Annotated in this window: 28 protein-coding genes; 14 read left to right on the top strand and 14 right to left on the bottom strand. The window is 70.6% G+C overall.

The window, feature by feature from the left end:
- The 5 genes from ITJ69_RS16080 to ITJ69_RS16060 form a co-directional block, all read left to right on the top strand.
- Positions 1–844 (top strand): carbohydrate ABC transporter permease (locus ITJ69_RS16080; RefSeq protein ID WP_194673318.1); only part of this gene is annotated, 844 nt, incomplete at its 5' end.
- Positions 837–1,754, top strand: a complete 918-nt coding sequence (locus tag ITJ69_RS16075) for a carbohydrate ABC transporter permease (RefSeq protein WP_111086328.1) — start codon at positions 837–839, stop codon at positions 1,752–1,754. The genes ITJ69_RS16080 and ITJ69_RS16075, both read left to right, overlap by 8 nt.
- A 34-nt stretch (positions 1,755–1,788) precedes the next feature.
- A complete protein-coding gene (locus ITJ69_RS16070; protein WP_194673317.1) occupies positions 1,789–3,114 on the top strand; it encodes an alpha-L-fucosidase in 1,326 nt (441 codons plus the stop codon).
- Positions 3,114–3,434, top strand: a complete 321-nt coding sequence (locus tag ITJ69_RS16065) for an L-rhamnose mutarotase (RefSeq protein WP_194673316.1) — start codon at positions 3,114–3,116, stop codon at positions 3,432–3,434. Before ITJ69_RS16070 ends, ITJ69_RS16065 begins: the two co-directional genes overlap by 1 nt.
- Complete coding sequence (locus tag ITJ69_RS16060; RefSeq protein ID WP_131921888.1) at positions 3,431–4,381, top strand: aldo/keto reductase; 951 nt, start codon at positions 3,431–3,433, stop codon at positions 4,379–4,381. Before ITJ69_RS16065 ends, ITJ69_RS16060 begins: the two co-directional genes overlap by 4 nt.
- Positions 4,382–4,472: 91 nt before the next feature.
- Here the strand turns inward: ITJ69_RS16060 and ITJ69_RS16055 are convergent, their stop codons facing one another.
- The 6 genes from ITJ69_RS16055 to ITJ69_RS16030 form a co-directional block, all read right to left on the bottom strand.
- Positions 4,473–4,751, bottom strand: coding sequence for a GlsB/YeaQ/YmgE family stress response membrane protein (locus ITJ69_RS16055; RefSeq protein WP_194673315.1), 279 nt, complete (start codon positions 4,749–4,751; stop codon positions 4,473–4,475).
- A 96-nt stretch (positions 4,752–4,847) separates the two neighbouring features.
- Positions 4,848–5,525 (bottom strand): FadR/GntR family transcriptional regulator, encoded by a 678-nt coding sequence (locus tag ITJ69_RS16050; protein WP_111086323.1) that lies wholly within the window; start codon positions 5,523–5,525, stop codon positions 4,848–4,850.
- An 87-nt stretch (positions 5,526–5,612) separates the two neighbouring features.
- Positions 5,613–6,416 (bottom strand): SDR family NAD(P)-dependent oxidoreductase, encoded by an 804-nt coding sequence (locus ITJ69_RS16045; RefSeq protein ID WP_194673314.1) that lies wholly within the window; start codon positions 6,414–6,416, stop codon positions 5,613–5,615.
- On the bottom strand, positions 6,416–7,285 hold the full coding sequence (locus tag ITJ69_RS16040; protein ID WP_194673313.1) for a fumarylacetoacetate hydrolase family protein: 870 nt from the start codon (positions 7,283–7,285) through the stop codon (positions 6,416–6,418). Before ITJ69_RS16040 ends, ITJ69_RS16045 begins: the two co-directional genes overlap by 1 nt.
- Before the next feature lie 42 nt (positions 7,286–7,327).
- A complete protein-coding gene (locus ITJ69_RS16035) occupies positions 7,328–8,164 on the bottom strand; it encodes an amidohydrolase family protein (RefSeq protein ID WP_194673312.1) in 837 nt (278 codons plus the stop codon).
- A gap of 382 nt (positions 8,165–8,546) precedes the next feature.
- Entirely contained in the window at positions 8,547–8,822 is a 276-nt protein-coding gene (locus tag ITJ69_RS16030) for a glutaredoxin family protein (RefSeq protein WP_123340820.1), read from the bottom strand.
- A gap of 49 nt (positions 8,823–8,871) precedes the next feature.
- Between ITJ69_RS16030 and ITJ69_RS16025 the strand changes: the two genes are divergently transcribed.
- From ITJ69_RS16025 to ITJ69_RS16015, 3 genes are read left to right on the top strand one after another with little or no spacing between them, the layout of a single operon-like run.
- Positions 8,872–10,560 (top strand): adenosylhomocysteinase, encoded by a 1,689-nt coding sequence (locus ITJ69_RS16025; RefSeq protein WP_194673311.1) that lies wholly within the window; start codon positions 8,872–8,874, stop codon positions 10,558–10,560.
- Positions 10,557–11,963, top strand: a complete 1,407-nt coding sequence (locus ITJ69_RS16020; RefSeq protein ID WP_228505922.1) for an amidohydrolase family protein — start codon at positions 10,557–10,559, stop codon at positions 11,961–11,963. The genes ITJ69_RS16025 and ITJ69_RS16020 overlap by 4 nt, the downstream gene beginning before the upstream one ends.
- Positions 11,960–12,457, top strand: a complete 498-nt coding sequence (locus ITJ69_RS16015) for a cupin domain-containing protein (protein WP_228505920.1) — start codon at positions 11,960–11,962, stop codon at positions 12,455–12,457. The genes ITJ69_RS16020 and ITJ69_RS16015 overlap by 4 nt, the downstream gene beginning before the upstream one ends.
- A 42-nt stretch (positions 12,458–12,499) precedes the next feature.
- Here ITJ69_RS16015 and ITJ69_RS16010 read toward each other — a convergent pair whose 3' ends face one another.
- The 3 genes from ITJ69_RS16010 to ITJ69_RS16000 all read right to left on the bottom strand — a co-directional run bounded on the left by ITJ69_RS16010 (position 12,500) and on the right by ITJ69_RS16000 (position 14,339).
- A complete protein-coding gene (locus tag ITJ69_RS16010; protein ID WP_194673310.1) occupies positions 12,500–13,075 on the bottom strand; it encodes a hypothetical protein in 576 nt (191 codons plus the stop codon).
- Positions 13,072–13,704, bottom strand: a complete 633-nt coding sequence (locus ITJ69_RS16005; RefSeq protein WP_194673309.1) for a hypothetical protein — start codon at positions 13,702–13,704, stop codon at positions 13,072–13,074. The genes ITJ69_RS16010 and ITJ69_RS16005 overlap by 4 nt, the downstream gene beginning before the upstream one ends.
- Before the next feature lie 143 nt (positions 13,705–13,847).
- Complete coding sequence (locus tag ITJ69_RS16000) at positions 13,848–14,339, bottom strand: hypothetical protein (RefSeq protein ID WP_194673308.1); 492 nt, start codon at positions 14,337–14,339, stop codon at positions 13,848–13,850.
- A gap of 468 nt (positions 14,340–14,807) precedes the next feature.
- Between ITJ69_RS16000 and ITJ69_RS15995 the strand changes: the two genes are divergently transcribed.
- From ITJ69_RS15995 to ITJ69_RS15985, 3 genes are read left to right on the top strand one after another with little or no spacing between them, the layout of a single operon-like run.
- On the top strand, positions 14,808–15,629 hold the full coding sequence (locus ITJ69_RS15995; RefSeq protein ID WP_123293348.1) for an ABC transporter substrate-binding protein: 822 nt from the start codon (positions 14,808–14,810) through the stop codon (positions 15,627–15,629).
- A gap of 4 nt (positions 15,630–15,633) precedes the next feature.
- Positions 15,634–16,512, top strand: coding sequence for an amino acid ABC transporter permease (locus tag ITJ69_RS15990; RefSeq protein ID WP_123293349.1), 879 nt, complete (start codon positions 15,634–15,636; stop codon positions 16,510–16,512).
- On the top strand, positions 16,509–17,285 hold the full coding sequence (locus tag ITJ69_RS15985; protein ID WP_123936818.1) for an amino acid ABC transporter ATP-binding protein: 777 nt from the start codon (positions 16,509–16,511) through the stop codon (positions 17,283–17,285). Before ITJ69_RS15990 ends, ITJ69_RS15985 begins: the two co-directional genes overlap by 4 nt.
- Before the next feature lie 15 nt (positions 17,286–17,300).
- On the opposite strand, the gene ITJ69_RS15980 is transcribed toward ITJ69_RS15985, so the two are convergent.
- The gene (locus ITJ69_RS15980) at positions 17,301–18,743 is read right to left on the bottom strand and encodes a DHA2 family efflux MFS transporter permease subunit (protein ID WP_123936817.1); all 1,443 of its coding nucleotides are present in this window, start codon (positions 18,741–18,743) and stop codon (positions 17,301–17,303) included.
- Between the two features lie 76 nt (positions 18,744–18,819).
- On the opposite strand from ITJ69_RS15980, the gene ITJ69_RS15975 reads away from it, so the two are divergent.
- Positions 18,820–19,479 carry a TetR/AcrR family transcriptional regulator gene (locus tag ITJ69_RS15975; RefSeq protein WP_194673307.1) on the top strand — a complete coding sequence of 220 codons (660 nt, stop codon included), beginning with the start codon at positions 18,820–18,822 and terminating at the stop codon, positions 19,477–19,479.
- Here ITJ69_RS15975 and ITJ69_RS15970 read toward each other — a convergent pair.
- Entirely contained in the window at positions 19,476–20,441 is a 966-nt protein-coding gene (locus ITJ69_RS15970; RefSeq protein ID WP_123936815.1) for an NAD(P)H-quinone oxidoreductase, read from the bottom strand. The genes ITJ69_RS15975 and ITJ69_RS15970 overlap by 4 nt on opposite strands.
- 114 nt (positions 20,442–20,555) lie before the next feature.
- On the opposite strand from ITJ69_RS15970, the gene ITJ69_RS15965 reads away from it, so the two are divergent.
- Both ITJ69_RS15965 and ITJ69_RS15960 read left to right on the top strand, forming a co-directional pair.
- The gene (locus tag ITJ69_RS15965) at positions 20,556–20,966 is read left to right on the top strand and encodes a hypothetical protein (RefSeq protein WP_123936814.1); all 411 of its coding nucleotides are present in this window, start codon (positions 20,556–20,558) and stop codon (positions 20,964–20,966) included.
- The gene (locus ITJ69_RS15960) at positions 20,966–21,451 is read left to right on the top strand and encodes a hypothetical protein (protein WP_194673306.1); all 486 of its coding nucleotides are present in this window, start codon (positions 20,966–20,968) and stop codon (positions 21,449–21,451) included. The genes ITJ69_RS15965 and ITJ69_RS15960 overlap by 1 nt, the downstream gene beginning before the upstream one ends.
- 95 nt (positions 21,452–21,546) lie before the next feature.
- On the opposite strand, the gene ITJ69_RS15955 is transcribed toward ITJ69_RS15960, so the two are convergent.
- The 3 genes from ITJ69_RS15955 to ITJ69_RS15945 form a co-directional block, all read right to left on the bottom strand.
- The gene (locus tag ITJ69_RS15955; protein ID WP_194673305.1) at positions 21,547–22,425 is read right to left on the bottom strand and encodes an aldo/keto reductase; all 879 of its coding nucleotides are present in this window, start codon (positions 22,423–22,425) and stop codon (positions 21,547–21,549) included.
- Between the two features lie 145 nt (positions 22,426–22,570).
- Positions 22,571–23,818, bottom strand: a complete 1,248-nt coding sequence (locus tag ITJ69_RS15950) for an FAD-dependent oxidoreductase (RefSeq protein WP_194673304.1) — start codon at positions 23,816–23,818, stop codon at positions 22,571–22,573.
- A gap of 125 nt (positions 23,819–23,943) precedes the next feature.
- On the bottom strand, positions 23,944–24,322 hold a 379-nt coding region (locus ITJ69_RS15945), incomplete at its 5' end, for an integrase core domain-containing protein (protein WP_194673303.1).

Genomic DNA, 24,322 nt, shown 5'->3' with positions numbered 1-24,322 from the left:
TGCCGCGTTCGCGGCACCCCACTCGATCGGACTCGTCGTCTTCACGGCGTTCCCGATCGTCGCCTCACTCGTCGTCAGCTTCATGAACTGGCCCATGCTCGGCGAGCGCAGCTGGGCCGGCATCGAGAACTACGCCCGGCTCTTCGCCGACCCGGTCTTCCGCACCGTCGCCCTCAACACGGCGCTGTTCGTGGTGCTCTACGTGCCGCTCAACCTCGTCGTGTCGCTCGGGCTCGCCGCCTGGCTGACGCCGCGGATCGCCGGCCGGCACGTCTTCCGCGTCCTGTTCTTCATCCCGACCATCACGCCGATCGTCGCGAACGTCGTGGTGTGGCGGATGCTGTACCAGCCCGGGGGAGCGATCGACGCGTCACTGCAGTCCACCGTGGGCGTGCACGCGCCGAACTTCCTCGCCGACGAGCACTGGGCGATGCTCGCCATCGTCGCGATGAGCGTCTGGCAGGGCTTCGGCTACAACATGCTGATCTTCTCGGCGGCGCTCGACGCCGTGCCGGAGAACCAGATCGAGGCCTCGCAGCTCGACGGCGCGAACGCCTGGCAGACCTTCTGGGCCATCAAGTTCCCGCTCATCTCGCCGTCCGTGTTCTTCGCGACGATGATGACGCTGATCACCTCGTTCCAGGTGTTCGTGCAGCCGTTCGTCCTCACCAAGGGCGGGCCGGGCACCGCGACGGAGACCCTCGTGCAGTACATCTACAACACCGGCTTCCAGAACCAGCAGCTCGGTCTGGCCTCGGCCGGTGCCTGGGTGCTGTTCGTCATCATCCTCGGGATCACGGCCGTCCAGTTCCTCGGGCAGAAGCGGTGGGTGCACTATGAGTGAAGCGGTCCGCGGGCACGTCGCTGCCACCACGTCGAACCGGACGGTCAACCCGCGTGCCGTCGCCAGGACGAAGTCCGCGCCACGACCGGGGCGGGTCCGGCACGCGATCGGGTACGCCCTGCTCTGCCTCGTCACGCTCCTGTTCGTCTCGCCGCTCATCTACATGGTCGCGACGAGCCTCAAGCCCGCCGACCAGGTGTTCACCACCCCGCCGACGCTCTGGGGTCGCTCGCTCGAGTGGGACAACTACGTGCAGGCGTTCACCTACCTGCCGTTCGCCCGCTTCATCCTCAACGGCGTCTTCGTCGCGGCGGTCGGGACGGCGATCAACGTCGCCGTGGCCGTGCTCTCCGGGTACGCGTTCTCACGGTTGCGCTGGCGCGGCCGGAACACGGTGTTCCTGCTGTTCCTCGTCACGCTGATGATCCCGCAGGACGTCCTCGTCATCCCGATGTACGTGATGATGCAGGGCTTCGGCTGGGTCGACACGTTCCAGGCGCTCATCATCCCGTGGGCGTTCACGGCCCTCGGCGCGTTCCTCGTCCGGCAGTTCTTCCTGACCGTGCCGCAGGAACTCGACGACGCCGCCCGGGTCGACGGGGCCGGCGCGATCCGGACCTTCTTCTCGGTGATGATGCCGCTCGCCCGACCGACCATGGCCGTCCTCGCGGTGTTCTCGTTCATCTCGTACTGGAACTCGTTCCTCTGGCCCCTCGTCATCGTCAACGACGTCGAGGCCCGGGGCACCATCCCACTCGGCCTGCAGCAGTTCTTCGGCCAGCAGGGCTCCGAGTGGAACCTCGTGATGGCGGCGTCGGTGATCTCGATGCTGCCCACCGTGATCCTGCTCGTCCTGCTGCAGAAGCACCTCGTCAAGGGCATCGTCACCAGCGGCCTCGGCGGCCGGTGACACCCCTCCCCCCTCTGAAAGGAACACTGGCCTCATGACCATCACCGCACCTGCAGAGCCGCAGACCGCGACCGACGCGAGCGGCCTGCCCGCCTGGTTCACCCACGACCGGTTCGGCATGTTCATCCACTGGGGGCTGTACGCCCTGCCGGCACGGCACGAGTGGGTGAAGAACCGCGAACGGATCACCGACGCCGACTACCAGAAGTACTTCGACCACTTCGACCCCGACCTGTTCGACGCCGCCGACTGGGCCCGCCGTGCTCGCGAAGCCGGCATGAAGTACGTCGTGCTCACCACGAAGCACCACGAGGGCTTCTGCCTCTGGGACAGCAAGCTCACCGACTACAAGTCCACCAACACCCCGTTCGGCCGCGACATCGTGCGCGAGTTCGTCGACGCCGTCCGGGCCGAGGGACTGCGGGTCGGCTTCTACCACTCGCTCATCGACTGGCACCACCCGGACTTCACCGTCGACGGCGTGCACCCGAGGCGCGACGACTCGCCCGAGGAGATCGAGGCGTTCAACCAGGGCCGCGACATGTCGCGCTACCGGGAGTACCTGCACGGGCAGGTCGAGGAGCTGCTCACCGACTACGGGCAGGTCGACTACCTGTTCTACGACTTCTCGTACCGGGACAACGACCACGAGGAGATCTGGGGCGGCAAGGGTCGCGACGACTGGGGATCCGCGGAGCTGCTCGAACTGACCAGACGGCTCCAGCCCGGCATCATCGTCAACGACCGGCTCGACCTGCCGGGCGACATCGTCACCCCGGAGCAGTACCAGCCGGACAAGCCGATGGAGGTCGACGGCGCTCAGGTGCCGTGGGAGGCCTGCCAGACGCTCAACGGATCGTGGGGCTACGACCGCGACAACGTGAACCTCAAGCCCGTCGACCTGCTCGTCCGCATGCTCGTCGACGGCGTCTCGAACAACGGGAACATGCTCCTCAACATCGGTCCCACCGGCCGTGGCGAGTTCGACAGGGTCTCGCGCCAGACGCTCGACGGCATCGGGACGTGGATGCACCAGCACGCCCGCTCCGTCTACGGCGCCGGACCGTCGTCGTTCGTCGCGCCGCGGAACACCGTGTACACGCAGAACGGCAACCGCCTGTACCTGCACCTGTTCGCGTGGCCGTTCGAGCACGTGCACCTGCCCGACCTGGCCGGACGCGTCGCCTACGCCCAGCTGCTCAACGACGCGTCGGAGCTGCACTTCCGCGAGATCCCGCCGGGGACCCGCGCGCAGAACACCGGGCTCGGCGGGCAGCCGGCGGGGACGCTGACGCTCACGCTGCCGATCGTGCGACCCGACGTCGCCGTGCCGGTCGTCGAGCTGTTCCTGCGCGACTGATGCAGCGCATCCTGTCGAGGACCCGACTGCGCAGCGGGACGGAGGCGGAGTACGAGCGCGTGCACGCCGCCGTCCCGCCCGTGCTCGTCGACCGACTCCGGGCAGCCGGGGTGTCGAACTGGAGCATCTGGCGCGACGGCCAGGACCTTGTCCACCTCATCGAGGTGTCCGACTACCGGGCGATGCGACGCTCACTGGCGGACGACCCGGTCAACGCCGAGTGGCAGGAGACCATCAACCCGCTGCTCGAAGCCGACGACGACTACTCGGGGAACGACGACGGGATCCCGCTCGTCTGGACGCTGGAAGGACAGGGATGACCGACCTCGACCGCGGTCCGTTCTGGTTCGGCGGCGCCGGCATCGGGAACCTGCTGCGCCCGGTGTCCGACGACGACGCCCGTGCCACGGTCGACGCGGCGTGGGACGCCGGCGTGCGCGGGTTCGACACCGCGCCGCACTACGGCCTCGGGCTGTCGGAGCGGCGGCTCGGGGCGGCGCTCGCCGACCGTCCGCGCGATTCGTTCCTGGTGTCGACGAAGGTCGGGCGGCTGCTCGTCCCCGGGCGTGGCGACGGGGACGACCTGGCCTCCGGCGGGTTCGCGGTGCCGAACGACACCGTGCGGCAGTGGGACCCCTCACCGACGGGCGTCCGGCGGTCGTTGGACGAGTCGCTCGGGCGGCTCGGACTCGACCACGTCGACGTCGCGTACCTGCACGACCCCGATGTCTACTCGCTCGAGGACGGCCTGACGCAGGCGCTGCCGACGCTCGCCGAGCTGCGGGACGAAGGCGTGGTCCGGGCCGTCGGCGTCGGGTCGAACTCGGTCGAGGCCCTCGACGCCGCGGTGTCCACCGGGCTGTGCGACGTGGTCATGCTCGCGGGCCGGTACACGCTCCTGGAGCAGCCCGCGGCGGAGCTCGTCGCACGGTGCGCCTCGCTCGGTGTCGCGGTCGTCGCGGTCGGGGTCTACAACTCGGGACTGCTCGGGCAGGACCGGCCGGACGCCACCGCGACGTACGACTACGCCACGGCACCGGCGGCACTCGTCGCGCGGGCGAACGCGATCGCCGACGTCTGCGAGCGGCACGGGGTCACGCTGCCCGAGGCGGCGCTGGCGTTCCCGCGGCGTGCGACTGCGGTGGCCGCGATCGCCCTCGGCGTGCAGTCCGCCGCGCAGGTGCGCTCGAACGTCGAGCGGGCTGCGGCCGTCGTTCCGGAGACCCTGTGGGACGACCTCCGCGCGGCCGGCCTGCTCACCGCCTGAGCCCCGCACAACCAAAGTCACCCCGAACCGCACGGATGCGCGGTTCGGGGTGACGTTGGTTGTGCAGCGAGTCGTGCCCGCCGAGACCTGCCTAGCGGGTCTTGGCGCTGCGACCCGAGAAGCGGATGTAGACGATCAGCACGATGATGGCGCCGATGATCGAACCGATGATGCCGGCCGGCTGGAAGAAGCCGTCCATCGGGTCGTGCTGGAAGATCAGGAACCCGAGGAACCCGCCCACGAACGAGCCGATGATGCCCAGCAGGATGGTCATGGGGATCGAGATGTTCTGCTTGCCGGGGACGACGAGCCGGGCGATGGCGCCGGCGATGAGTCCGACGATGATCAAGCTGATGATGAGACCGAGCACGGTTTCCTCCTCGTGGGTGCGGTTGCCGCGGCATGGTTGCCGGAGTCAGGGCCGACGACCGACACAACACCCACCCACCTGCACCCGTTCTCGGTTTCAGTCGAGGGAGCGCCGCAACCAGCGCTCGACGCCCTCGACGTGCGACACCACGAGTGCCTGCACGAGCTGCGGATCCCGGCGTCGGATGGCGTCCACGATGGCGGCGTGCTCGTCGAGGGTGCGCTGCACCGAGCCGTTCTGCGTCAGCCCTCGCCAGACCCGCACCCGCACGGTCTTGCTCGACAGGGCGTCGAGCAGTCCGGACAGGTACTGGTTGCCGCCGATGCCCGCGATCGTCGAGTGGAAGAGCAGGTCGTGCGCGACGAGGTCCTCGACACCGGTGTCCTCGCCGACGGACTGCATCAGCGTGGCGAGCTCGTCGATCTGCTGCTCCGAGGCCCGCGCGGTCGCCAGGACGGCGGACGCGGGCTCGAGGATGCGGCGGACCTCGAGCAGGTCGACGAGGGACCGGTCGTGGTGCATGTCGACGACGAACGACACGGCCTCGAGCAGGACGCCCGGTTCCAGCGACGTCACGTAGGTGCCGTCGCCACGACGGACGTCGAGCACGCGGATGAGTTCGAGGGCCTTCACCGCCTCGCGCAGGCTGTTCCGCGACAGGCCGAGCGACTCGCTCAGCTCCTTCTCGGGCGGGAGGCGCTGCCCGGGTTGGAGCTCACCGCTCACGATCATCTGCTGGATGCGTGCGATCGCATCGTCGGTCAGTGACGCCACGTCACCACCTCCTGATCCCGGCCCGCTCGCGGACGCGAGCCGACAGGTCGACGATAGCCGGGCCTCCCGGTCGTCACGGCCGGACCATCAGGCGGGCCGCAGCCGGAGGGCCTGCATCCCGCCGTCGACGGCCAGGTCGACGCCCGTCGTGGACCGGGCGAGCGGGCTCGTCAGGTAGGCGACCGCCTCGGCGACCTCCTCCGCCTGCACGAGCCGACCGTGCGGCTGCCGGGCCTCGAGGGCAGCGCGCTCGGCGGCCGGGTCGCCCGCCGTGGACAGCAACCGCGCGACCCACGGGGTGTCGGCCGTGCCGGGGTTGACGGCGTTGACCCGGATGCCCTCGCGGATGTGGTCGGCGGCCATCGCGCGGGTCAGGGCGGCGATCGCACCCTTGGTCGCCGAGTACAGCGCCCGCTGGGGCAGCCCTGCGGTGGCGGCGATCGAGCAGGTGTTCACGATGCTCGCGTTGCCCGATGCCCGCAGGTGGGGGAGCGCAGCGCGCGACAGTCGCACGGCCCCGAGGACGTTGACCTCGTACACGCGGCGCCACTCGTCGTCGTCGTTGTCCTCGACCGTGCCCTGGGCGCCGATGCCGGCGTTGTTGACCAGGACGTCGAGGCCGCCGAGCTGCTCGACGGCGGTTGCGACGGCGGTGCGGACCGAGGCGTCGTCGCTGACGTCGCACGTGACCGAGAGGAACCCCTCGGCGGTCGACGGCTGCAGGTCGAGCACGGCGACCGTCGCACCGCGGTCCCGCAGGGCGGCGGCGATCGCCGCGCCGATGCCGGACGCGCCCCCGGTGACGATGGCCCGGACGCCGTCGTGGCTGGCAGCGCTGCGAGCGCCGCCGGTGCTGCCGATGCTGCCGGCGCTGCCGGTTGCGTCCGCCATCAGGCTGCTCCGACCGTCTGGCGCTGCGAGCCGAGCCCGTCGGCGGTGAGCTCGACGACGTCGCCGGGCTGCAGGTAGGGCGCGTGTCCCGCCAGCGCGACGCCCGCCGGGGTCCCCGTGCTGATGACGTCGCCGGGGTACAGCACCATGAACTGGGACAGGTACCGGACGATCTCCACAGGGCGGAAGATCATGTCGGCGGTGGTGCCGTCCTGCCGGACCTCGCCGTTGACGGTCAGCCGGAGCGCGAGTGCCGCGGGGTCGAGGCCGGCGGCGGCGAGTGACGCGGGCGTCACCAGCCACGGGCCGAGCGGGTTGAAGGTCTCGCAGGACTTCCCCTTGTCCCACTGCCCACCGCGCTCGAGCTGGAACTCGCGCTCGGACACGTCGTTCGCGATCGCGTAGCCGGCGATGGAGGCCTCGGCGTCCGCATCGGTCTCGCAGTACCGAGCCGTGCGGCCGATGACGATCGCGAGCTCGATCTCCCAGTCGGTCTTCGTGCTGTTCCTGGGGATCAGGACCTCGTCGTCGGGGCCGATCACCGTCATCGGGTCCTTCATGAACACGATCGGTTCGGTGGGGATGTCGGCGCCGGTCTCGGCGGCGTGGTCGCGGTAGTTCAGGCCGATGCAGACGACCTTGCCGGGGCGGGCGATCGGTGCCCCGCGCCGCATGCCGTCGGCCCGGTCTCGACCGATGATCGTCAGGTCGCCGGCGCTGCGGGCGTGGTCGACGCGGCCGACCGGGTCCGAGGCCAGGAAGGACCCGCTGATGTCACTGGTGATCGAGCGGAGGTCGAAGACCTCGCCGTCGGTGTCGATGGCCACGGGGATCTCGCTCCCCGCCGGGCCGAGTCGTGCGAACTGCATCGTTCCTCGCTCTCCGGCTGCGCCAGTGCAGCCAGAAACATCCTATGTATGCGTGGTCCTCGGGACAAGGTAGATGCGCTCCGCGGTTCCGCCGAAGACGGCGTCGTGCTCGGTCGTCGACAGGTCGGCGAGTGCGTCCGTCGTCCGCTGCACGACCGCCGCGTACCCGGTCGCCAGGGTCGACACCGGCCAGTCCGAGCCGAACAGCGACCGTTCCGGGCCGAACTGCTCCACGACCTCGCGGGCGTACCGGCCGACCGGGCGGTCGCGCCAGTCCGGTCCGGCCTCGGTGAGCAGGCCGGAGACCTTGCACGTGACGTTCGGGCGTGCAGCGAAGTCGGCCATCCGTCCGGGCCAGGCCGGGTCACCCGTGTCGATCGATGGTTTGCCGGCGTGGTCCAGCACGAACGATGCGTCGGGGACGGCGTCGACCAGGGCCAGCGCGGCCGAGTGCTCTCGGGCGCGGACGAGCAAGTCGAACACCAGGCCGGCACCGGCGAGGACTCGCACCCCGCGGGCGACGTCGGGGCGGCCGAGCCAGCCGGGGTCCGGTTCGTCCTGTGCCAGGTGCCGGGTGCCGACGAGGCGATCACCGCCGGGAAGCGCACGGACGGCGGCGATCCGGTCAGCCACGTCCGGCGCGGTCAGGTCCACCCAGCCGACGACGCCCGCGACGGGGGCGGGCTGCTCGAGGAGCCAGGCGGTCTCGTCGGGATCGTGCACGGCCTGCACGACGATGGTCCGCGTCACGCCGGTGTCCTGCGTCGCTGCGCGGAGGTCGTCCACGTCGAACCGGCGGATCGGGGCGACGGAGTCGTCCATCCAGGGGTACGGCCGGTCGGCGGGGTCCCAGAGGTGGTGGTGAGCGTCGATGATCACGCCCTCATGATGCCCGATTCATCCGATGTCCGCCCGGTGCTCGATGTGCTTGGTGCGAAAGCGACAGAAGTCGCCGCACCTGCCGGTCGGTCCGCCAGAGCGACAGTGTGCCGCCAATGTTCGGCGGCACACTGTCGCTTTCGCGAAAGCGTCACCCGCGCCCGACGGCGACCGGTGGGCTCTGGACACGACCACGGCCGGGAGGCACGGTGCGCGTCGGGCGCGCACCGCGCCTCCCGGCCGGGTTGATCCCAGAGCATCCCGCGAAGGCGACAGATCTCGTCCCGTCGCACGGTCGGTGCCGCCAGCGCGACAGGCTGCCGCCGATGTTCGGCGGCAGACTGTCGCTTTTGCGAAAGCGGCCGGCCGAGCCGCCCGCGGCTCAGACGGCGCCGGAGGCCTCAAGCTCGGCGCGCAGCTCGGCGTCGGACGGCTCGACGAAGTGCTTGCCGTTCGGCAGCACCACGACGGGGATGTTCTTCCGCCCGCTGATCGCTTCGGCACGGTCGGCCGCCGACAGGTCCTGCTCGACGTCGACGTACTCGTAGTCGACGCCGAGGGTGTCGAGCAGCGCCTTGGACCGGCGGCAGTCGCGGCACCAGTCCGCACCGAACATCGTCACCTTGTCGAACACTTCGGTCGTGGATGCATCGCTCATGCCCAGAGAGTACGTCGGCGGGGCCCCGCGCATTCCCTACGATTGGGGCATGCCGCCAGGACCCGACCCCGTGACGCGATCCTGGGCGTCGGCGGCCGTCCGACGCTTCGCCGCGGTCACGAACCTGCTCGTCGCGGCCCGTCGGTTCCGCATCGTCGGTGGCGACCCCCGCGACGCGTCGGCGCTGCACGGCCTGCTGACCGGCCTCGGTGCGCGCCCGGCCGCGGAGCACGAACCGATCGACCAGCTCTGGTGCCTCGGTTCCCCCGAGGACTCCACCCCCGTCATCGAGCGCGAGGCGGACCGCCCCCGCGACGCCACGCTCATCGTGATCGACGCCGGCCGGCACCTGCCCGCGGTCGACGAGGACGCCTTCGGCCCCGTCGTCACCGCCCGCCCCGGCGTGCTCGGCGTCCCGATGCTCTCCGACGACGTCTTCCTGGTCTCCACCGGCCGCGACCCCGAGGACGACCCGGCCGCCGACGCCCGGCTGCGCTGGGCGCGACGCTCGATGCCCGTCTCGCGCGCGGTCGCCGCCGAACTCCGCGACGGCGGACTCCTGCGTGGCACCCGCATCGGCGTCGCGATGTTCCTCGAGCCGAAGACGGCGGTGCTGAGCCTGCTCCTCCGCGACGCCGGTGCGGAGGTCGTCGTCTACGCGCACGCCGACGAGACCGACGACGCCGTGGCCGCGTCGCTCCGGGCAGCGGGGCTCACGGTGCACGCGAGCAGCACGGCCTCGCTGCCGGAGCAGAAGGCGCTCGCCCTCGCGATGCTCGACACCCGGCCGCACATCCTGCTCGACGACGGTTCCCACGTCATCCGGCTCGCCCACCAGGAGCGTCCGGACCTGCTGCCGACGATGCTCGGCGCGGCCGAGGAGACCACGAGCGGCCTCCGACCCCTGCGCGTGATGGCGTCGCGGGGCGAGCTCGGCATCCCCGTGGTCGCCGTCAACGACGCCCGCACCAAGACGTTCTTCGACAACCGGTACGGCACCGGGCAGTCGACGGTGTTCGCCGTGCTCGACCTGGTCGACGGGCTCCCGTCCGGTACGCACCGAGTGCAGCCGGGAGGCGCGGCGGTCGTCGCCGGGTTCGGGCACGTCGGCGAGGGGGTCGCGTTGGTGCTCTCCGCCCTCGGGTTCCGGGTCACGGTCGCCGAGACCGACCCGGTGCGCGCCCTGCAGGCGCTGTTCGCCGGCCACGCCGTCGCGCCGCTCGCCGAGGCGGTGCAGGACGTCGACCTCGTGGTGAGCGCCACTGGGGTCGCCGACACCATCGACCTGCGCGTGCTGCGCTCGTGCGCGGACGGGGCTATCGTCGCCGTCGCGGGCGGGGTCGACCACGAGGTCGCGCTCGACGACGCCCGCGCCGCCGGAGCCGGACTGCGGCCAGTGGGTCCGAAGGCCGAGCGCCTCGTGTTCCCCGACGCCGAGGGCGGACCGATCGTGCTCGACCGCGGCGGCTGCATCAACATCACCGCGGCCGAGGGCAACCCGATCGAGATCATGGACCTGTCCTTCGCCGCGCAGCTCGGGGCCGTCCGCATGCTGCTGGAGCGCGGCGACGAACTGGAGCGAGCTGTCGTGCCCATCGATCCCGCGGTCGACGACGCGACCGCCCGCGTGGCGCTCGCCGCGTTCGGAGCGCGCCCCGTTCCTCCCGGCTTTCCAGCCGAACACCCGGCGGACCGCGAGCCGGACGTCCGGACGCGTCGTTTCGGAGACCCCGCATGAGCGCCGCGCACCCGAGCGCCGACCACTCCGTCGTCGTGCACTCGGCGCGCGTCGTCGTGCCGATGACCGCGCCCCCGATCGCCGACGGCGCGGTCGCCGTGCAGGACGGCCGCATCCTGCACGTCGGCGACCGGTCCTGGGTCGTCGACCAGCTCACCGGCTCGGGTGCGACGTTCACCGAACGGCAGTGGCGCGGAGCCCTCCTGCCGGGCCTCGTCAACGCGCACTCGCACCTGCAGTACACCGGCATGGCCAGTGTCGGCCGAGGCCAGTACGACGGTTTCGAGGACTGGGCGTCCGCGTTCAACCAGGACTACGCCGAACCGCACGACTGGCGGGCCGAAGCAGCCGCTGGTGCCGCCGCCTCGATCCGCGCGGGCGTGACGAGCATCGCGGACATCGTCACCGACATCGAGGCCTCCACCGCGCTCGAGGATGCCGGGCTCGGTGGCATCGCCTACTGGGAGGTGATGGACTGGGAGAACGACGCGTGGCAGTCGCACGGCCGCGACCAGGTGCTCGACGAACTCGCCCGGATCCCGACGAACCCCGGCGCCGGTCTGTCGCCGCATGCGCCGTACTCGCTCGAGGTCGCGCCCCTCCTCGAACTCCCCGACATCGTCCGGCAGCGTGGGCTCCGCCTGCACCTGCACCTCGGCGAGGCCGCCTTCGAGGGTGAGCGCATCGCCCTCGGACCGGTCCCCGGACTCGACGGCGTCGACGGCGTCGGCCACGGCAACGACTGGCACCTGGCGAACGTGCCCTCGTTCCGGGCGCTCCGGGCACTCGGGTTCGGGGCGAGCGCCACCGCGTTCGTCGACCGGCTCGGGGTGCTCGGCCCGGACTGCCACATCGCGCACGGCGTGTACATGACCGCTGCCGACCGGGCGCTCCTGCGCGCTCGCGGCACCGCAGTCGCACTGTGCCCGCGGTCGAACGCCGTCATCGGCCTCGACCCGCCTCCCGTCGCCGACTACCTGCGCGAGGGCAGCCCGATCGCCATCGGCACCGACTCGCTGTCGTCGGCACCGTCCCTCGACCTGATGGCGGACGTCACGGCGTTGCACCGGATCGCCCGCGCCCAGGGCTACGGCCACCGCGACCTGCACGAGCGGCTCCTGTCGGCGGCGACCCTCGGTGGTGCGCACGCCATGGGGCTCGCCGTCGGCCCGGACCGCATCGGCCACCTCGCCGTGGGCGCCCGCGCCGACCTGGCCGTATTCGACGTCGACGCCCGGACCGTGCCCGACGCACTCGCCGAGCTCGTCGAGGACGGTGCCGGGCGTGCGTCCGCCACCGTCATCCGCGGGGTCGTCCGCGCCGTCGACGGAGCACTGACCGGCGTGCCCACGTCGTCGCCCGACCGCCCCGCTCGCCCTGTCATCCCTGTGGAGGAATCATGACCGACACCGCACCCCGCCCCGGCATGGCCGCCCGTCGCACCGTCGACGGCGAACTGATCGAGTGGCTCGAAGTGCCGAAGCGCGCCATCGCCCTCGGCATGGAGCCGCACCCCGAAGGTGGTTGGTACGTCCGCACCTGGACCTCGCCGGCCACGGTGACGACGCCCGCGGGGGACCGCCCCGCCGCGACCCTGATCCACTTCCTGCTGCCCCCGGGCGAGGCCTCGGCCTGGCACCGGGTGACGAGCGACGAGATCTGGATGTGGCACGGTCCGGACACCGTCGAGCTCGAACTCGGCGGCTCCGGCGATGCTCCCGAGCCCGGTGCGCGGATCACCCTCGGGCCCGACGCCGGACGTGACCGGGTGAACGACGCACAGGCGTTCGTGCGCGGCGGCGTGTGGCAGCGGACGATCCCGAACGACGGCGAGGTGCTGCTGAGCTGCCTGGTGTCGCCGGGGTTCTCCTTCGAGGACTTCAGGATGGCCGACTGACGCACCACTTCCGTGACCGCGGCGTCGAGTGGCGAGGGTTGGTCAGCGGATTGCTGCGTTGTCCCAGATGTTCCGCACGAAGCCGGCAACACGTGGAAGCAACGGGCCAACCATGAGGGCCGTGGTTGCGAGCAGCGTCGCCGCCTGCAGGGCCAGGAACAACTCGAGCCACAGCGGCACGAACCCGCCCACCGCCCACGACACCGCCAGGGTCGCCGTGAGCGACGACCCTGCGCGCAGCACCTTCAGCGCAGATCTGCGCCATGTGACGAGCGCGGAGACCGCGAACGCCAGTGGCACGAGCGCGTGCAACGCGGTCGACAGCGGGAGCCACAGATCGGTGCCGAGAGCCGGCGACTGTGTCACGACGAACCCCGCCACGGATGCGGCGGCGATGCCGGGTGCGAGATCACGTGCACGCACCGCGAACACCATGCACGCCGATCCAGCGAGCAAGGCCAACGCGACGAAGAACGCCGCCGCGCCGAAGCCGAACAGGTGGAAGCCACCGAAGCCGAGCAGGTTGTCGACGGAGAGGACGGTGCTGCTGAATGATGCGATCGTTCCGGTGGTCGCGACCGCGGTGCGATCCGAAGCAGGCCTGGACGTGCTCGTCACGGGCTCCCCTCGACTGGACTCACGGTGGCGGCCACCTTCTCGTACGCGGTCGCGCACTTCGCCTTGAGGCGAGGACCGATCGGTGAGAGCGCTGCTGCCCATCGCTCCGTGTCCGGGACCTTGCGGATGCGGTCCCTGCCGAGGCTGTCGACTGCTGCGTGCACTTCTGCAGCGACGGCCGGGAACAACCTGTCGTACTGGGCCGCTGTCTCGTTGCGCTCATCCGGATGGTTCACGTACCGTTCTCCCTCGCTCGCGACGAACTGCGTGCAGGTGGTCAGGTACTCCTGCTCCGCTGTCAGCTTCGTGGGGGACCCGGCATCCCCGGCGATCTTCGGCGCGTCTGGAGGAGCGTCCAACGCCGCGACGACGGCAGGTGATCCGATCACGAACCAGTTCTCACCGCGAGCGACGGCACGTTCCCCGTTGAACGTGTCGGCCCAGTCCTCAAGCGTCTGCGGAACGGATGCGGTGTGAGCGTAGGCGCGGACGAACGTTGCATCAACACCGTTGAAGCAATCGAATCCCCGCATCGCATCCCAGAAGGCAAGGTCATCGAGCAACGCGTCGGCGTCTTCGCACGGCACGGAATCGCGGAGATGATCAGCGATTGACTGCATCGAAGCCACGTCGAGCGCAGGCTCGTCGGTCCGCGGAAGCGGTTCGGAAGGAGCTGCTCGAAGTTCGCCGGATGCGCAACCCGACAGAAGAGCTGCGGCGACGCAGCTCGAGGCGATGACCCCGAGCCCGCGTCGCCGCATGCTGTGCCGTGTCACTGCCACTGCACGCCGGCCCAGCCGACCGCGGTGAGCCCCTTCATCTTCTTGGTGCCGGCAACATTGCCCCACGGAACGGTCTTCGTCTGCCCCGAGCCACAGCCGATCGCCGTCCAGGTGGGTGCGTGCTTGGAGTTGAACCCCTTGCCCCAGATGCAGGGGTTGGTGGTACCCATGTGCTTGTACCACTTGTACGGGGCCCGCGCTGCGGCGTTCCAGCCGATCACGTTGCAGCCGTTGACGGACTGGCCCATGACCGGTAGCACCGTGAAGGCGCGGTCCTTGCAGTTACCGGACTGGGTCGTGGGGCCGTCGCCGACCATCACGGCCTCACTGTCGGGATCAAAGCTCCCATCGACCACGACGTGTGGCGGGATCGAGGCCCGTAGGAGTTCATCGCTTGCATGTGCCGGGACGGCGGGTGCCAGCACTGAAGCCGCGACTGCGGTCGACACGAGTACAGCAGAAAATGTGTTCTTCTTGGTCATCTCTCACCCTTGAGTAGCCGGTGAAGTGTTACCGGATGCACACATACTGCACGGTGACCGCGATCTCGGCAACCCGTCTCTTGGCCGGACGAGAAGTCGTTGCCGTGACCTCCCGCGTCGTCGACGTTGGGTCGGCATCGGAGGCTGATGCGCGATCGGCTGTGACTGCAGATCTCGGCTGATCGCCTGGTGCACTCGGCGCGACGCGGTCGTCGTTCGGCGGGACAGAGCGGAGGACGTTCAGAGCGCAGAAAGGGGGCGCCCCGTGCTGGGACGCCCCTTGATCTCAGACCTCAGCCGAGCATGCGCTCGGTTCAGCCCGCCTCGCCAGATTACCAGCCAGACGTCGACCCGTCGACTGGTGTGTGACACGAGACCGGGTCACGAGGGGCACCCGGAGTCGCGTTGGTATCCCACCGCGAAGTACACTTCGACCTGCCCCCACCCCCCTCGCACGAAGGCCCGACCGTGACCCGATCCCTCCGCCTCACCCTCGCCGTCGCAACAGCCGCGGTCGCCGCCCTCGCCCTGACGTCGTGCGCCGCCGGCAGCGGCAGCAACGAAGACGGCACCGTCACCGACGGCAAGCTGACGGTCGCCACCGGTGAGCCGGCGTACTCGCCGTGGATCGAGGACAACAAGCCGGAGTCCGGCAAGGGCTTCGAGTCCGCCGTCGCGTACGCGGTCGCGAAGGAGATGGGCTACGCCAAGTCCGACGTCGTGTGGAAGCGCAGCACCTTCGACAGCGCGATCGCACCGGGCCCGAAGGACTGGGATCTCAACGTCCAGCAGTTCTCGATCGACGCCAAGCGCAAGAAGGCCGTCGACATGTCGAGCGCGTACTACACGACCACGCAGGCCGTGGTGACGACCAGCACCTCGAAGGCCGTCGACGACACGAGCATCGCCGCCCTCAAGAAGGACGCGATCGGCGTCGCCACCGGGTCCACGTCGATCGCCAGCGTGAAGAGCGTGCTCGGGATCACCCCGCAGGTCTTCAACTCGAACGATGACGCCGTGCTCGCACTGAAGTCGGGCCAGATCGACGCGATCGTCACCGACCTGCCGACGGCGTTCTACATGGCCGCGGCGCAGCTCGACGACGGCACGGTGTCGGCGCAGTTCCCGTCCGACGGCAAGGGCGACCAGTTCGGTTTCGTCCTGCCGAAGGGCTCGGAGCTCACGAGCAAGGTGGACAAGGCGCTCAAGTCGCTGACGGACGACGGCACGCTCGAGGACCTGCAGACCAAGTGGCTCTCCTCGGAGACCAACACCCCGGTCCTGAAGTAACCGCATGACCGTTCCAGCAGGCGCCGGTACCCCGGTCGCCGCAGCCGCGCCGAGCCAGGTCGAGGCCGAGCGGCGGCTCTACCGCCGGCAGCGCGGACGCCGGTCGATCGTGGTGTCGGTGGTGTCGACGCTCGTGGTGATCGCGATCGCCTACTTCGGTGTCGTGAACACCCCCGGCTGGGCAGCGGTCCAGCAGTCGTTCTTCGACCCGCAGACCGCGATCGACACGTTCCCGGACATCCTGCTGGGCCTCTGGCTGAACGTCCGGATCCTGTTCTTCAGCGCCATCGGCGTCGCCGTGTTCGGCACCCTGCTCGCAGTGGTGCGGGGCCTGCGGAACCCGGTCTTCTTCCCGCTGCGGATGCTCGCGACCGGGTACACGGACCTGTTCCGCGGCCTGCCGCTCATCATCGTGCTCTACCTGGTCGGCTACGGGATCCCCGGTCTCGGGGTGTTCCCGCGGCTGCCCGCCGAGGTCTGGGGCACCATCGCGATCGTCCTGACGTACTCGTCGTACATCGCTGAGGTCCTGCGTGCCGGCATGGAGGCCGTGCACCCCTCGCAACGTCTGGCCGCGCGGTCGCTCGGGCTCTCGCACGCCAAGACGCTGCGACTCGTGGTGCTGCCGCAGGCGATCCGCAAGGTCACACCGGCACTGATGAACGACTTCGTCTCGATGCAGAAGGACGTCGGCCTGGTGTCGATCCTCGGCGCCGTCGACGCGGTCCGTTCGGCGCAGATCGCGCAGGCGGAGACCTACAACTTCACGCCGTACTTCGTCGCGGGGCTGCTGTTCGTGGTGATCAGCCTGCCGCTGATCCGCGTCACGGACGCGATCGCGCGCCGCCAGCAGCGGCGCGAGCAGATCGGAGGGACCGTATGAGTGAGGTCGGCCAGGAGGCCCGTGGTGCGTCCGGTGCGGACGCTGCGGTCCTCGAGCTGCGCGGGTTGCGCAAGGCCTTCGGCGAGCACGAGGTCCTGCGCGGCATCGACCTGACGCTGCACCGCCACGAGGTCATCTGCGTCATCGGGGCGTCCGGCTCGGGCAAGTCGACCCTGCTCAAGACGGTGAACCTGCTCGAGGGCATCGACGACGGCGAGATCCTGCTGCAGGGCACCGACATCGCTGATCCCCGCGTCGCGGTCGACGGTGTCCGTGCGCGGATCGGCGTGGTCTTCCAGCAGTTCAACCTGTTCCCGCACATGCGCGTGCTCGACAACGTGACACTCGCTTCGCGGCAGGTGCACGGCGTCGGCCGGGCCGAGGCCGAGGCGACCGCGCGTCGGCTGCTCGAACGGATCGGGCTCGCGGAGTTCGCCGATGCCTACCCGGATCGGCTCTCCGGCGGCCAGCAGCAGCGCGTGGCCATCGTCCGGGCGATCGCGTCCGACCCCGAGCTCCTGCTGCTCGACGAGGTCACGAGCGCCCTCGACCCCCAGCTCGTCGGCGAGGTGCTCGACCTGGTCACCGAGCTGAAGCGGCAGGGGTCGACGATCCTGATGACCACGCACGAGATGCACTTCGCGCGGAACGTGGCCGACCGGATCGTGTTCCTGCACCGGGGAGAGGTCGTCGAGCAGGGCGTCCCCGCCGAGGTCCTCGACGCCCCGCAGCACCCGGCGCTGGTCGAGTTCCTCTCCCGCGTCCACGCCTAGGACCAGACCGGGCGCTTACGCGACGGGAGCCGGGACGGCGGGCGTGGGGCGCGCCTCCCGAGCATCATCGGCGACCACGTCGGGGACGTGGGATCCGCGACCTGCCGGCAGGAACACGGCGACGAGTGCCGAGGCTGCGACGACGGCCGCTCCGACCAGCACGGCGGGCTGTGCCGCGTCGACGTAACCGGTGGGCGTGAGCTGGCCGCCGGCACCGGTGAACACGGCGGTGAGCACCGCGATGCCGAGTGCGACGCCGATCTCGCGCAGGGTGGAGTTCGCGCCGGAGGCCTTCGCGTGGTCGTCCTGCGGCATCCGCGCGAGCACGGCGGTCGAGATCGGCCCGAACACGGCGCCCATGCCGATGCCGGCGAGCAGGAAGCCGGGCAGGAGGCCGGTGAAGGTGACGTCGGCGGACATCGTGGCGGCGATCCAGAACAGTCCGGCGGACAGGAACGCCATGCCGCCGGCGATGAGCACCCGGGTGCCGACACGTGGTGCGATGATCCCGGCGAGCGGCGCGACGATCATCGGTGCGAGCGTCCACGGCATCGTCCAGACGCCGGCCTCGAGCGGTGACCGGCCCTGCACCACCTGCAGGAACTGGATCAGGATGAAGACCGACCCGAACGCGCCGAACGAGAAGGTCATGGCGACGAGGTTGGCGAGGGTGAAGCTGCGGTCGCGGAAGAACCGGAGCGGCAGGAGCGGTGCGGCCGTCGTGGCCTGGCGGACGACGAACGCGACGAGCAGTGCACCGCCACCGATGAGGCCGACCAGCACCTCGGTGCTCGTCCAGCCCGCGTCGTTGCCGCGGACGATGCCGAACACGACGCCGAGCACCCCGAGACCCGCGAACACGACGCCGAGGACGTCGGTCCGGACCCGGGCGCCACGGGTGTTCGGCAGGGCGAACAGGGCGAGCGGGATCGCGATCACGCCGACGGGGACGTTGAGCCAGAAGATCGCCTCCCAGCTCCAGCTCTCGACGACGGCTCCGCCGATGAGCGGGCCGAGCGCGACGCCGAGGCCGGAGATGCCGCCCCAGACGCCGATGCCCACGGTCCGCAGGCGGTCCGGGACGCTGCCGACGAGCAGGGTCAGCGACAGGGGCATGATCGCCGCGGCGCCGGCCCCCTCGACCGCGCGCCAGACGATGAGGGCGGTCGGGTCGGTGCTCATCGCGGCGAAGGCCGATGAGACGGTGAAGACGCCGATGCCGGCGATGAACAGGTGGCGGCGGCCGATGCGGTCGCCGAGGCCGACGGCCAGCAGCATCAGGGCGGCGAAGGCGAGCGTGTAGGCGTTGGTGATCCACTGCAGCTCCTCGACCGAGGCGCCGAGGTCGGCGTGCACGGCGGGGAGTGCGCTGGTGACGACGAGGTTGTCGAGCGTCGCCATGAACATCGGGAGGGACGCGGCGGCGATCGCGAGCCACACGGGGATGCGTCGGGACATGGTGTCTCCAGTCGTTGGTAATCCGATGATTACTTGTCTCGACGGACTGTAGTAATCGACTGATAACCTGTCAACCATGAGCGCGGAGACAGCGGTCCGGATGCCGGCAGCGCAGCGTCGCGCGATGATCCTCGAAGCCGCACGCGGGGTGTTCGGCCGCCAGGGCTACCACGGCACCACCACCGACCAGATCGCCTCGGCGGCGGGCATCAGCCAGCCGTACGTCGTCCGGATGTTCGGGTCGAAGGAAGCGCTGTTCCTCGAGGTCTTCCGCGACACGCTCGGCATCCTGCTCGACGCCTGGCGCGAGACCCTGACGACCCTCGGCCCGGACGACGTGCCCGCGCACGTCATCGGTGAGCAGTTCGTCGACCTCGCTGCCGAGCAGGGCCTGCACACCGTGCTGCTGCAGGGGTTCGTCTCGGGTGCCGAGCCCGCGATCGGTGCGGCCGCACGCGACGGCTTCCTCGAGATCTACCGGTTCCTGCGGGACGAGGCGGGGATCCCGGACGACCAGGTGCAGGGCTTCCTCGGCAGCGGGATGATCTTCGCGATCATGCTCGCGATCGACATGCCCGCACGGTTCGACGAGGACCGCGACGCGGCGGACCTGCTCCGTGCGACGTTCGGCGCGAAGTGCGGGCAGGTACTCGACCTGGTGCGGCCGAGCGCGGCAGACCCGGGCGCAGCGCACCCGGGCGCAGGGCACCCGGGCGCAGCCCGCCCACGCGCCTAGAGCGTCAGCAGCACCTTCCCGACGACCTCGCCGTCGCGGACCTTCCGGTGCGCCTCTTCGACCTCGGCGAGCGGCAGGACGGTGTCGATGACCGGGCGGACGCTGCCGTCGGCGACGAGGGGCCAGACGTGCTCACGGACGGCGGCGACGATCGCGGCCTTCTCGGCGAGCGGCCGGGCGCGCAGGGTCGTCCCGCTGATCGACGCCCGCTTCCGCATCAGCGCGCCGAGGTCGAGCTCGGCGGTGCTGCCGCTGCCCGAGGCGATGACGGCGATGTGCCCGTTGGGTGCGAGGGCCTGCAGGTTCCGCGCCAGGTACGACGGTCCGACGACGTCGAGCACCACGTCGACCCCGACGCCGTCCGTGAACGCCAGGACGCGCTCCACGAAGTCCTCGGTGCGGTGGTCGACCACCAGATCGGCACCCAGGTCACGCGACGCCTGGACCTTGCGGTCGCCACCGCTCGTCGCGATCACCGTGGCACCGAGGGCCTTCGCCCACAGGACGGCGTGCGAGCCCATGCCGCCGGTGCCACCGTGCACGAGCAGCGTCTGCCCGGGGCGGAGTCCGGCGAGCATGCCGATGTTCGAGTACACGGTGCAGGCGGCTTCGGGCAGGCCGGCAGCCTCGACCAGGTCGACCGTGTCGGGGACCGGCAGCACTTGCGTCGCGGGAGCCACGACGAGCGAGGCGTAGCCGCCGCCGGACAGCAGGGCGCACACGCGGTCGCCGACGGCCACCGAGGTCACCCCGTCGCCGAGTGCCCGGACGGTGCCGGAGACCTCGAGCCCGAGGATCTCCGAGGCTCCGGGCGGCGGCGGGTAGTTCCCCGCGCGCTGCTGCAGGTCGGCGTTGTTCACCCCGGCGGCGGCGACCTCGATGAGCACCTCGCCCGCGGCGGGCACCGGGTCGGGCAGGTCGGTCACGGACATGGTGGTGTCGTCGAACGTGATGGCGCGCATGCCCTCGACGGTACGCCGGGCGGCCGGTCATCCTGTGAGTGCCCCATGTACGCTCGATGACGGATCTGCACCTCATCCGGGGGAGTGCGGACCGATCGAGGGGGACTCTCCACCATGCCGAAGAACAAGTTCATCGCGCTCGCCACCGCTGGCCTCGCGCTCACCCTGCTCGCCGGTTGCTCGACCGGGCCGTCGAAGGCCGACCAGTGCACCCAGTTCGAGAAGACGGTCAAGTCCGCCGCCGAGGGCGTGCAGTCCGAAGCCGCGAACCTGCAGTCCGACCCGGACGCCGCCGTCACGAAGCTCAAGGAGCTCGACGAGAAGATCTCCGACGGCGTCGACGACCTGTCCGACGACGCCCTGCAGGACAAGGGCGAGGCCTTCGAGGACGCCTACGGCGACCTCGTCGACCAGATCGAGGACATCGCGAAGGACCCGCAGTCGGCGGACGTCTCGGCGCTCACGAAGTCCAGCACCAAGGTGCAGGACGCCGGCAATGCCTTCCAGAAGGAGTGCAACTCCTGATGCGCCGCACCCTCACCGCGGTGACCACGGCGCTCGTCGCCGTGGCGCTGCTGGCGGGCTGCTCCGGCGGCTCGTCCAGCGATGGCGGCTCGTCCGACGACGGCGCCCCGACGGAGACGTCGAAGACGTCCGCCCCGTCGAAGACCTCGGCCGCCGCTCCCGCGCAGACCAAGACCGAGGCGTGCGCCCTGGTCGAGAACGAGCTCAAGTCGTTCATCGCCGAGCAGACGTCGTCCTCGGCGCCGGCGGACCCCGCTGCGCGGGCGAAGCTGGTCGGCGAGTTCACCGACCGTCTCGACGCCGCGCTGCCGAAGGTCACCAACGACGACGTCCACGACGCCTTCGAGGACTTCACCGAGGACGCGAAGGCGTACGCCTCGGCGCTCACCTCCAGCGGCTCGAGCGACTCCGCCGAGGCGAAGGACGCCCAGACCGACGTGCAGTCCTCGCTCAACGAGGTCTCGGCGGTCTGCCCGAGCAACTAGTCGCCACACCCGGCCCCGACACCACGACGCCCCGCAGCTCCGACCGGAACTGCGGGGCGTCGTCACGCGTCGTGGAGCGGCAGGACGAAGGCGACTCAGACGGCCGCCGGCTGCGACGCGTCCAGACGGGCGACGTCCTCCGGCCGCAGCTTCACGGTCGGTGCGGTCAGCGAGTTGAGGATCGACTGCGGCCGCGACGCCCCGGGGATCGGGACGACCACGTCGCTCTTCTGCAGCTCCCACGCGAGCGCGATGACCTGCGGGGTCACGCCACGGTCGCGTGCGATGTACGCGAAGTCCTCGTAGGCGGTGCCGAGGTCGGCGGCGTTCGCGATGCCACCGAGCGGGCTCCACGGCAGGAACGCGATCCCGAGCTCGTCGCAGAGCTCGAGTTCCGGCTCGCTCGACCGGAACTTCGGCGAGAACTGGTTCTGCACCGAGGCGAGTCGTCCGTCGAGGACCTCGTTCGCCGTCCGGATCTGGTCGGGGTCTGCGTTCGAGATGCCGGCCATCCGGATGACGCCCTCGTCGAGCAGCTCGCCGAGCGCGCCGACCGACTCGGCGTAGGGCACCGCGGGGTCCGGACGGTGGAACTGGTACAGGCCGATCGCCTCGACGCCGAGGCGCTTCGCCGACGCTTTCGCCGCCTGCTTCAGGTGCTCCGGGTGGCCGTTCTGCGCCCAGGCGCCGGCCTCCGGTCGCAGGTGTCCGCCCTTCGTGGCGATGAGGATCGACTCGGTGTCGCCGTGGAACTCGCGGACCGCCCGGGCGATGAGCTCCTCGTTGTGCCCCACCTCGTCGTGGGCGGCCAGGTGGTACGCGTCCGCGGTGTCGATGAGCGTGACACCGTTCTCGAGCGCGGCGTGGATGGTCGCGATGGACTGTCGTTCGTCGGGGCGCCCTTCGATCGACATGGGCATCCCGCCCAGACCGATGGCGCTGACCGACACGTCTCCGATGACTCGTTGCTTCATGGCCCCAGCATGCGCCGGGGGTGCGCGGTCGCGCACAGGGTGCGTCGCGCAGTGGTGGTGACCACCCGCCGACCGGGAGGCCCGTGGCAGCCCCGCCCCGCGCCTCCCGTCCGCCGTCCGGTCCCGTCCACCGCGCCCGCTCCGTTCAGCGCCGCGCCCAGCTCGGCGCGTGCTCCGGAAGCGGCCCGAACGCGATGCCCCGGGCGTAGAGACCCCGCGACGGTGGCACGTACCGGGCGAGCAGCACGGGCAGCAGCGGTGGCCCGTCCTGCAGCCGTCCGGCGAAGGCCCGCTCGAACACGACGCGGTGCAGTACTGCCTGCGCCGACTGGACGATGACTGCCGGCGGCCTCCGACGACGCTGCACCGCGGCCAGCGCACCGTCCAACCCCGCACCTCGGAGCCCACGCTGCAACGACGGCACCAGGATCGCCGCCGTCGCCACGGCGTCCTGCACCGCGAGGTTGATCCCCACCCCACCCGCGGGCGACATCGCGTGCGCCGCGTCGCCGATGCACAGCAGCCCCGGCCGCCACCACCGCCGCAACCGGTCCATCCGGACGTCGAGCACGTGCACGTCGTCCATCGACCCGATCGTGTCGACCCGGTCGGCGAAGTCCGGACGGAGCCGGGCCACCCGCTCCCGGAAGGCAGCGACGCCCTGAACCCGCAGCGCGGCGTCCGAGTCCTTCGGGGCGAAGTACGCGACCTGGTGGTAGTCGGGCCGCGGGAAGCTCAGCAGCACGTCCTTCCCCGAGAACGCGGGGGTCAGGGCGCTCGCCGCGTCGCCCGACCGCCGGGGGAGCCGGAACCACCAGGTGTCGAACGGCACCGGGAACGCCCGCGGCACGAGCCCCGCTGCCCGGCGCAGGACCGAGTTCCGTCCGTCGCACGCGATCACGACGTCGGCGCGGAGCTCCTCGGGTTCGCCGCTGCCGTCGCGCGTGCGGAGGTGGACCCCGGTGACCACGCCGTTCTCCTCGATGAGCCCGGTCGCCGCGCGGCCCATCGCGATGTCGAACGACGGTTCCTGCCGGGCAGCGGTCACGAGCAGGTCGAGCAGGTCCCACTGCGGCACCATAGCCACGTGGTCGTACGGGGGGTCGAGCCGTGAGAAGTCGCCGAGCAGCAGTCGTGACCCGTCGGGCATCGGCAGGGAGAAGTCGTCGAGCCGTGACTGCGGCAGGGCTCGGAAGCGCTCGCCGAGGCCGAGCTCGTCGAGCAGCCGGATCGTCGAGGCGTGCACGGTGTCGCCCCGGAAGTCCCGGTTGAAGTCGTCGTGCTGCTCGACGACGCGCACGGCGATGCCGGCCCGGGCGAGCAGCAGGCCGAGGACGACCCCGGCGGGGCCACCACCGACCACCGCGACCGTCGCCCGCGACACCGTCACCATGCTGTGGACGCTACGCCCCGTCGGACCCGCGCACTGTGCGCACGCACAACGCGACAGGACACGAGGTGATCACCTCGTGTCCTGTCGGAGAAGTGGTGCGCGACGGGGCTAGGTGTACTGAGTCATCACGTTGGTGACACTCGGGCTGCGGGCGTGAGCCCGTGGCTCGAGTGGATCCGGCCAGTGTTGTAGTGCTCGATCCAGGGTGCAAGTGCGTCGGCACGTGCGTTGTTGCTGGTGAAGGGCTGCCGATAGGCCCACTCGGTCGCGAGGGTCCGGTTGAAGCGTTCGACCTTGCCGTTCTGCCATGGGCAGTGCGGCTTGATGAACTTCTGCTTCGCACCCAGCTCCGCGACCGCGTTCTTGAACGCGGCTGAGTGCCGGTAAGCAAAGGCGTTGTCCGAGATCACCCGCTCGATCTTCCGGATGCCATGGGCGGCAAAGTACGCTGCCGCGCGGGTGAGGAACCCAGCCGCGGTCACGCCGCGCTCGTCCGGGTGGACT

Origin of the sequence: Curtobacterium sp. VKM Ac-2887, assembly GCF_015350935.1 — a bacterium.
In the GTDB taxonomy this organism is placed as follows: Bacteria; Actinomycetota; Actinomycetes; order Actinomycetales; family Microbacteriaceae; genus Curtobacterium.
Note: the sequence above shows the minus strand (reverse complement) of the source record. Positions and strands in the feature narration are given on the sequence as shown.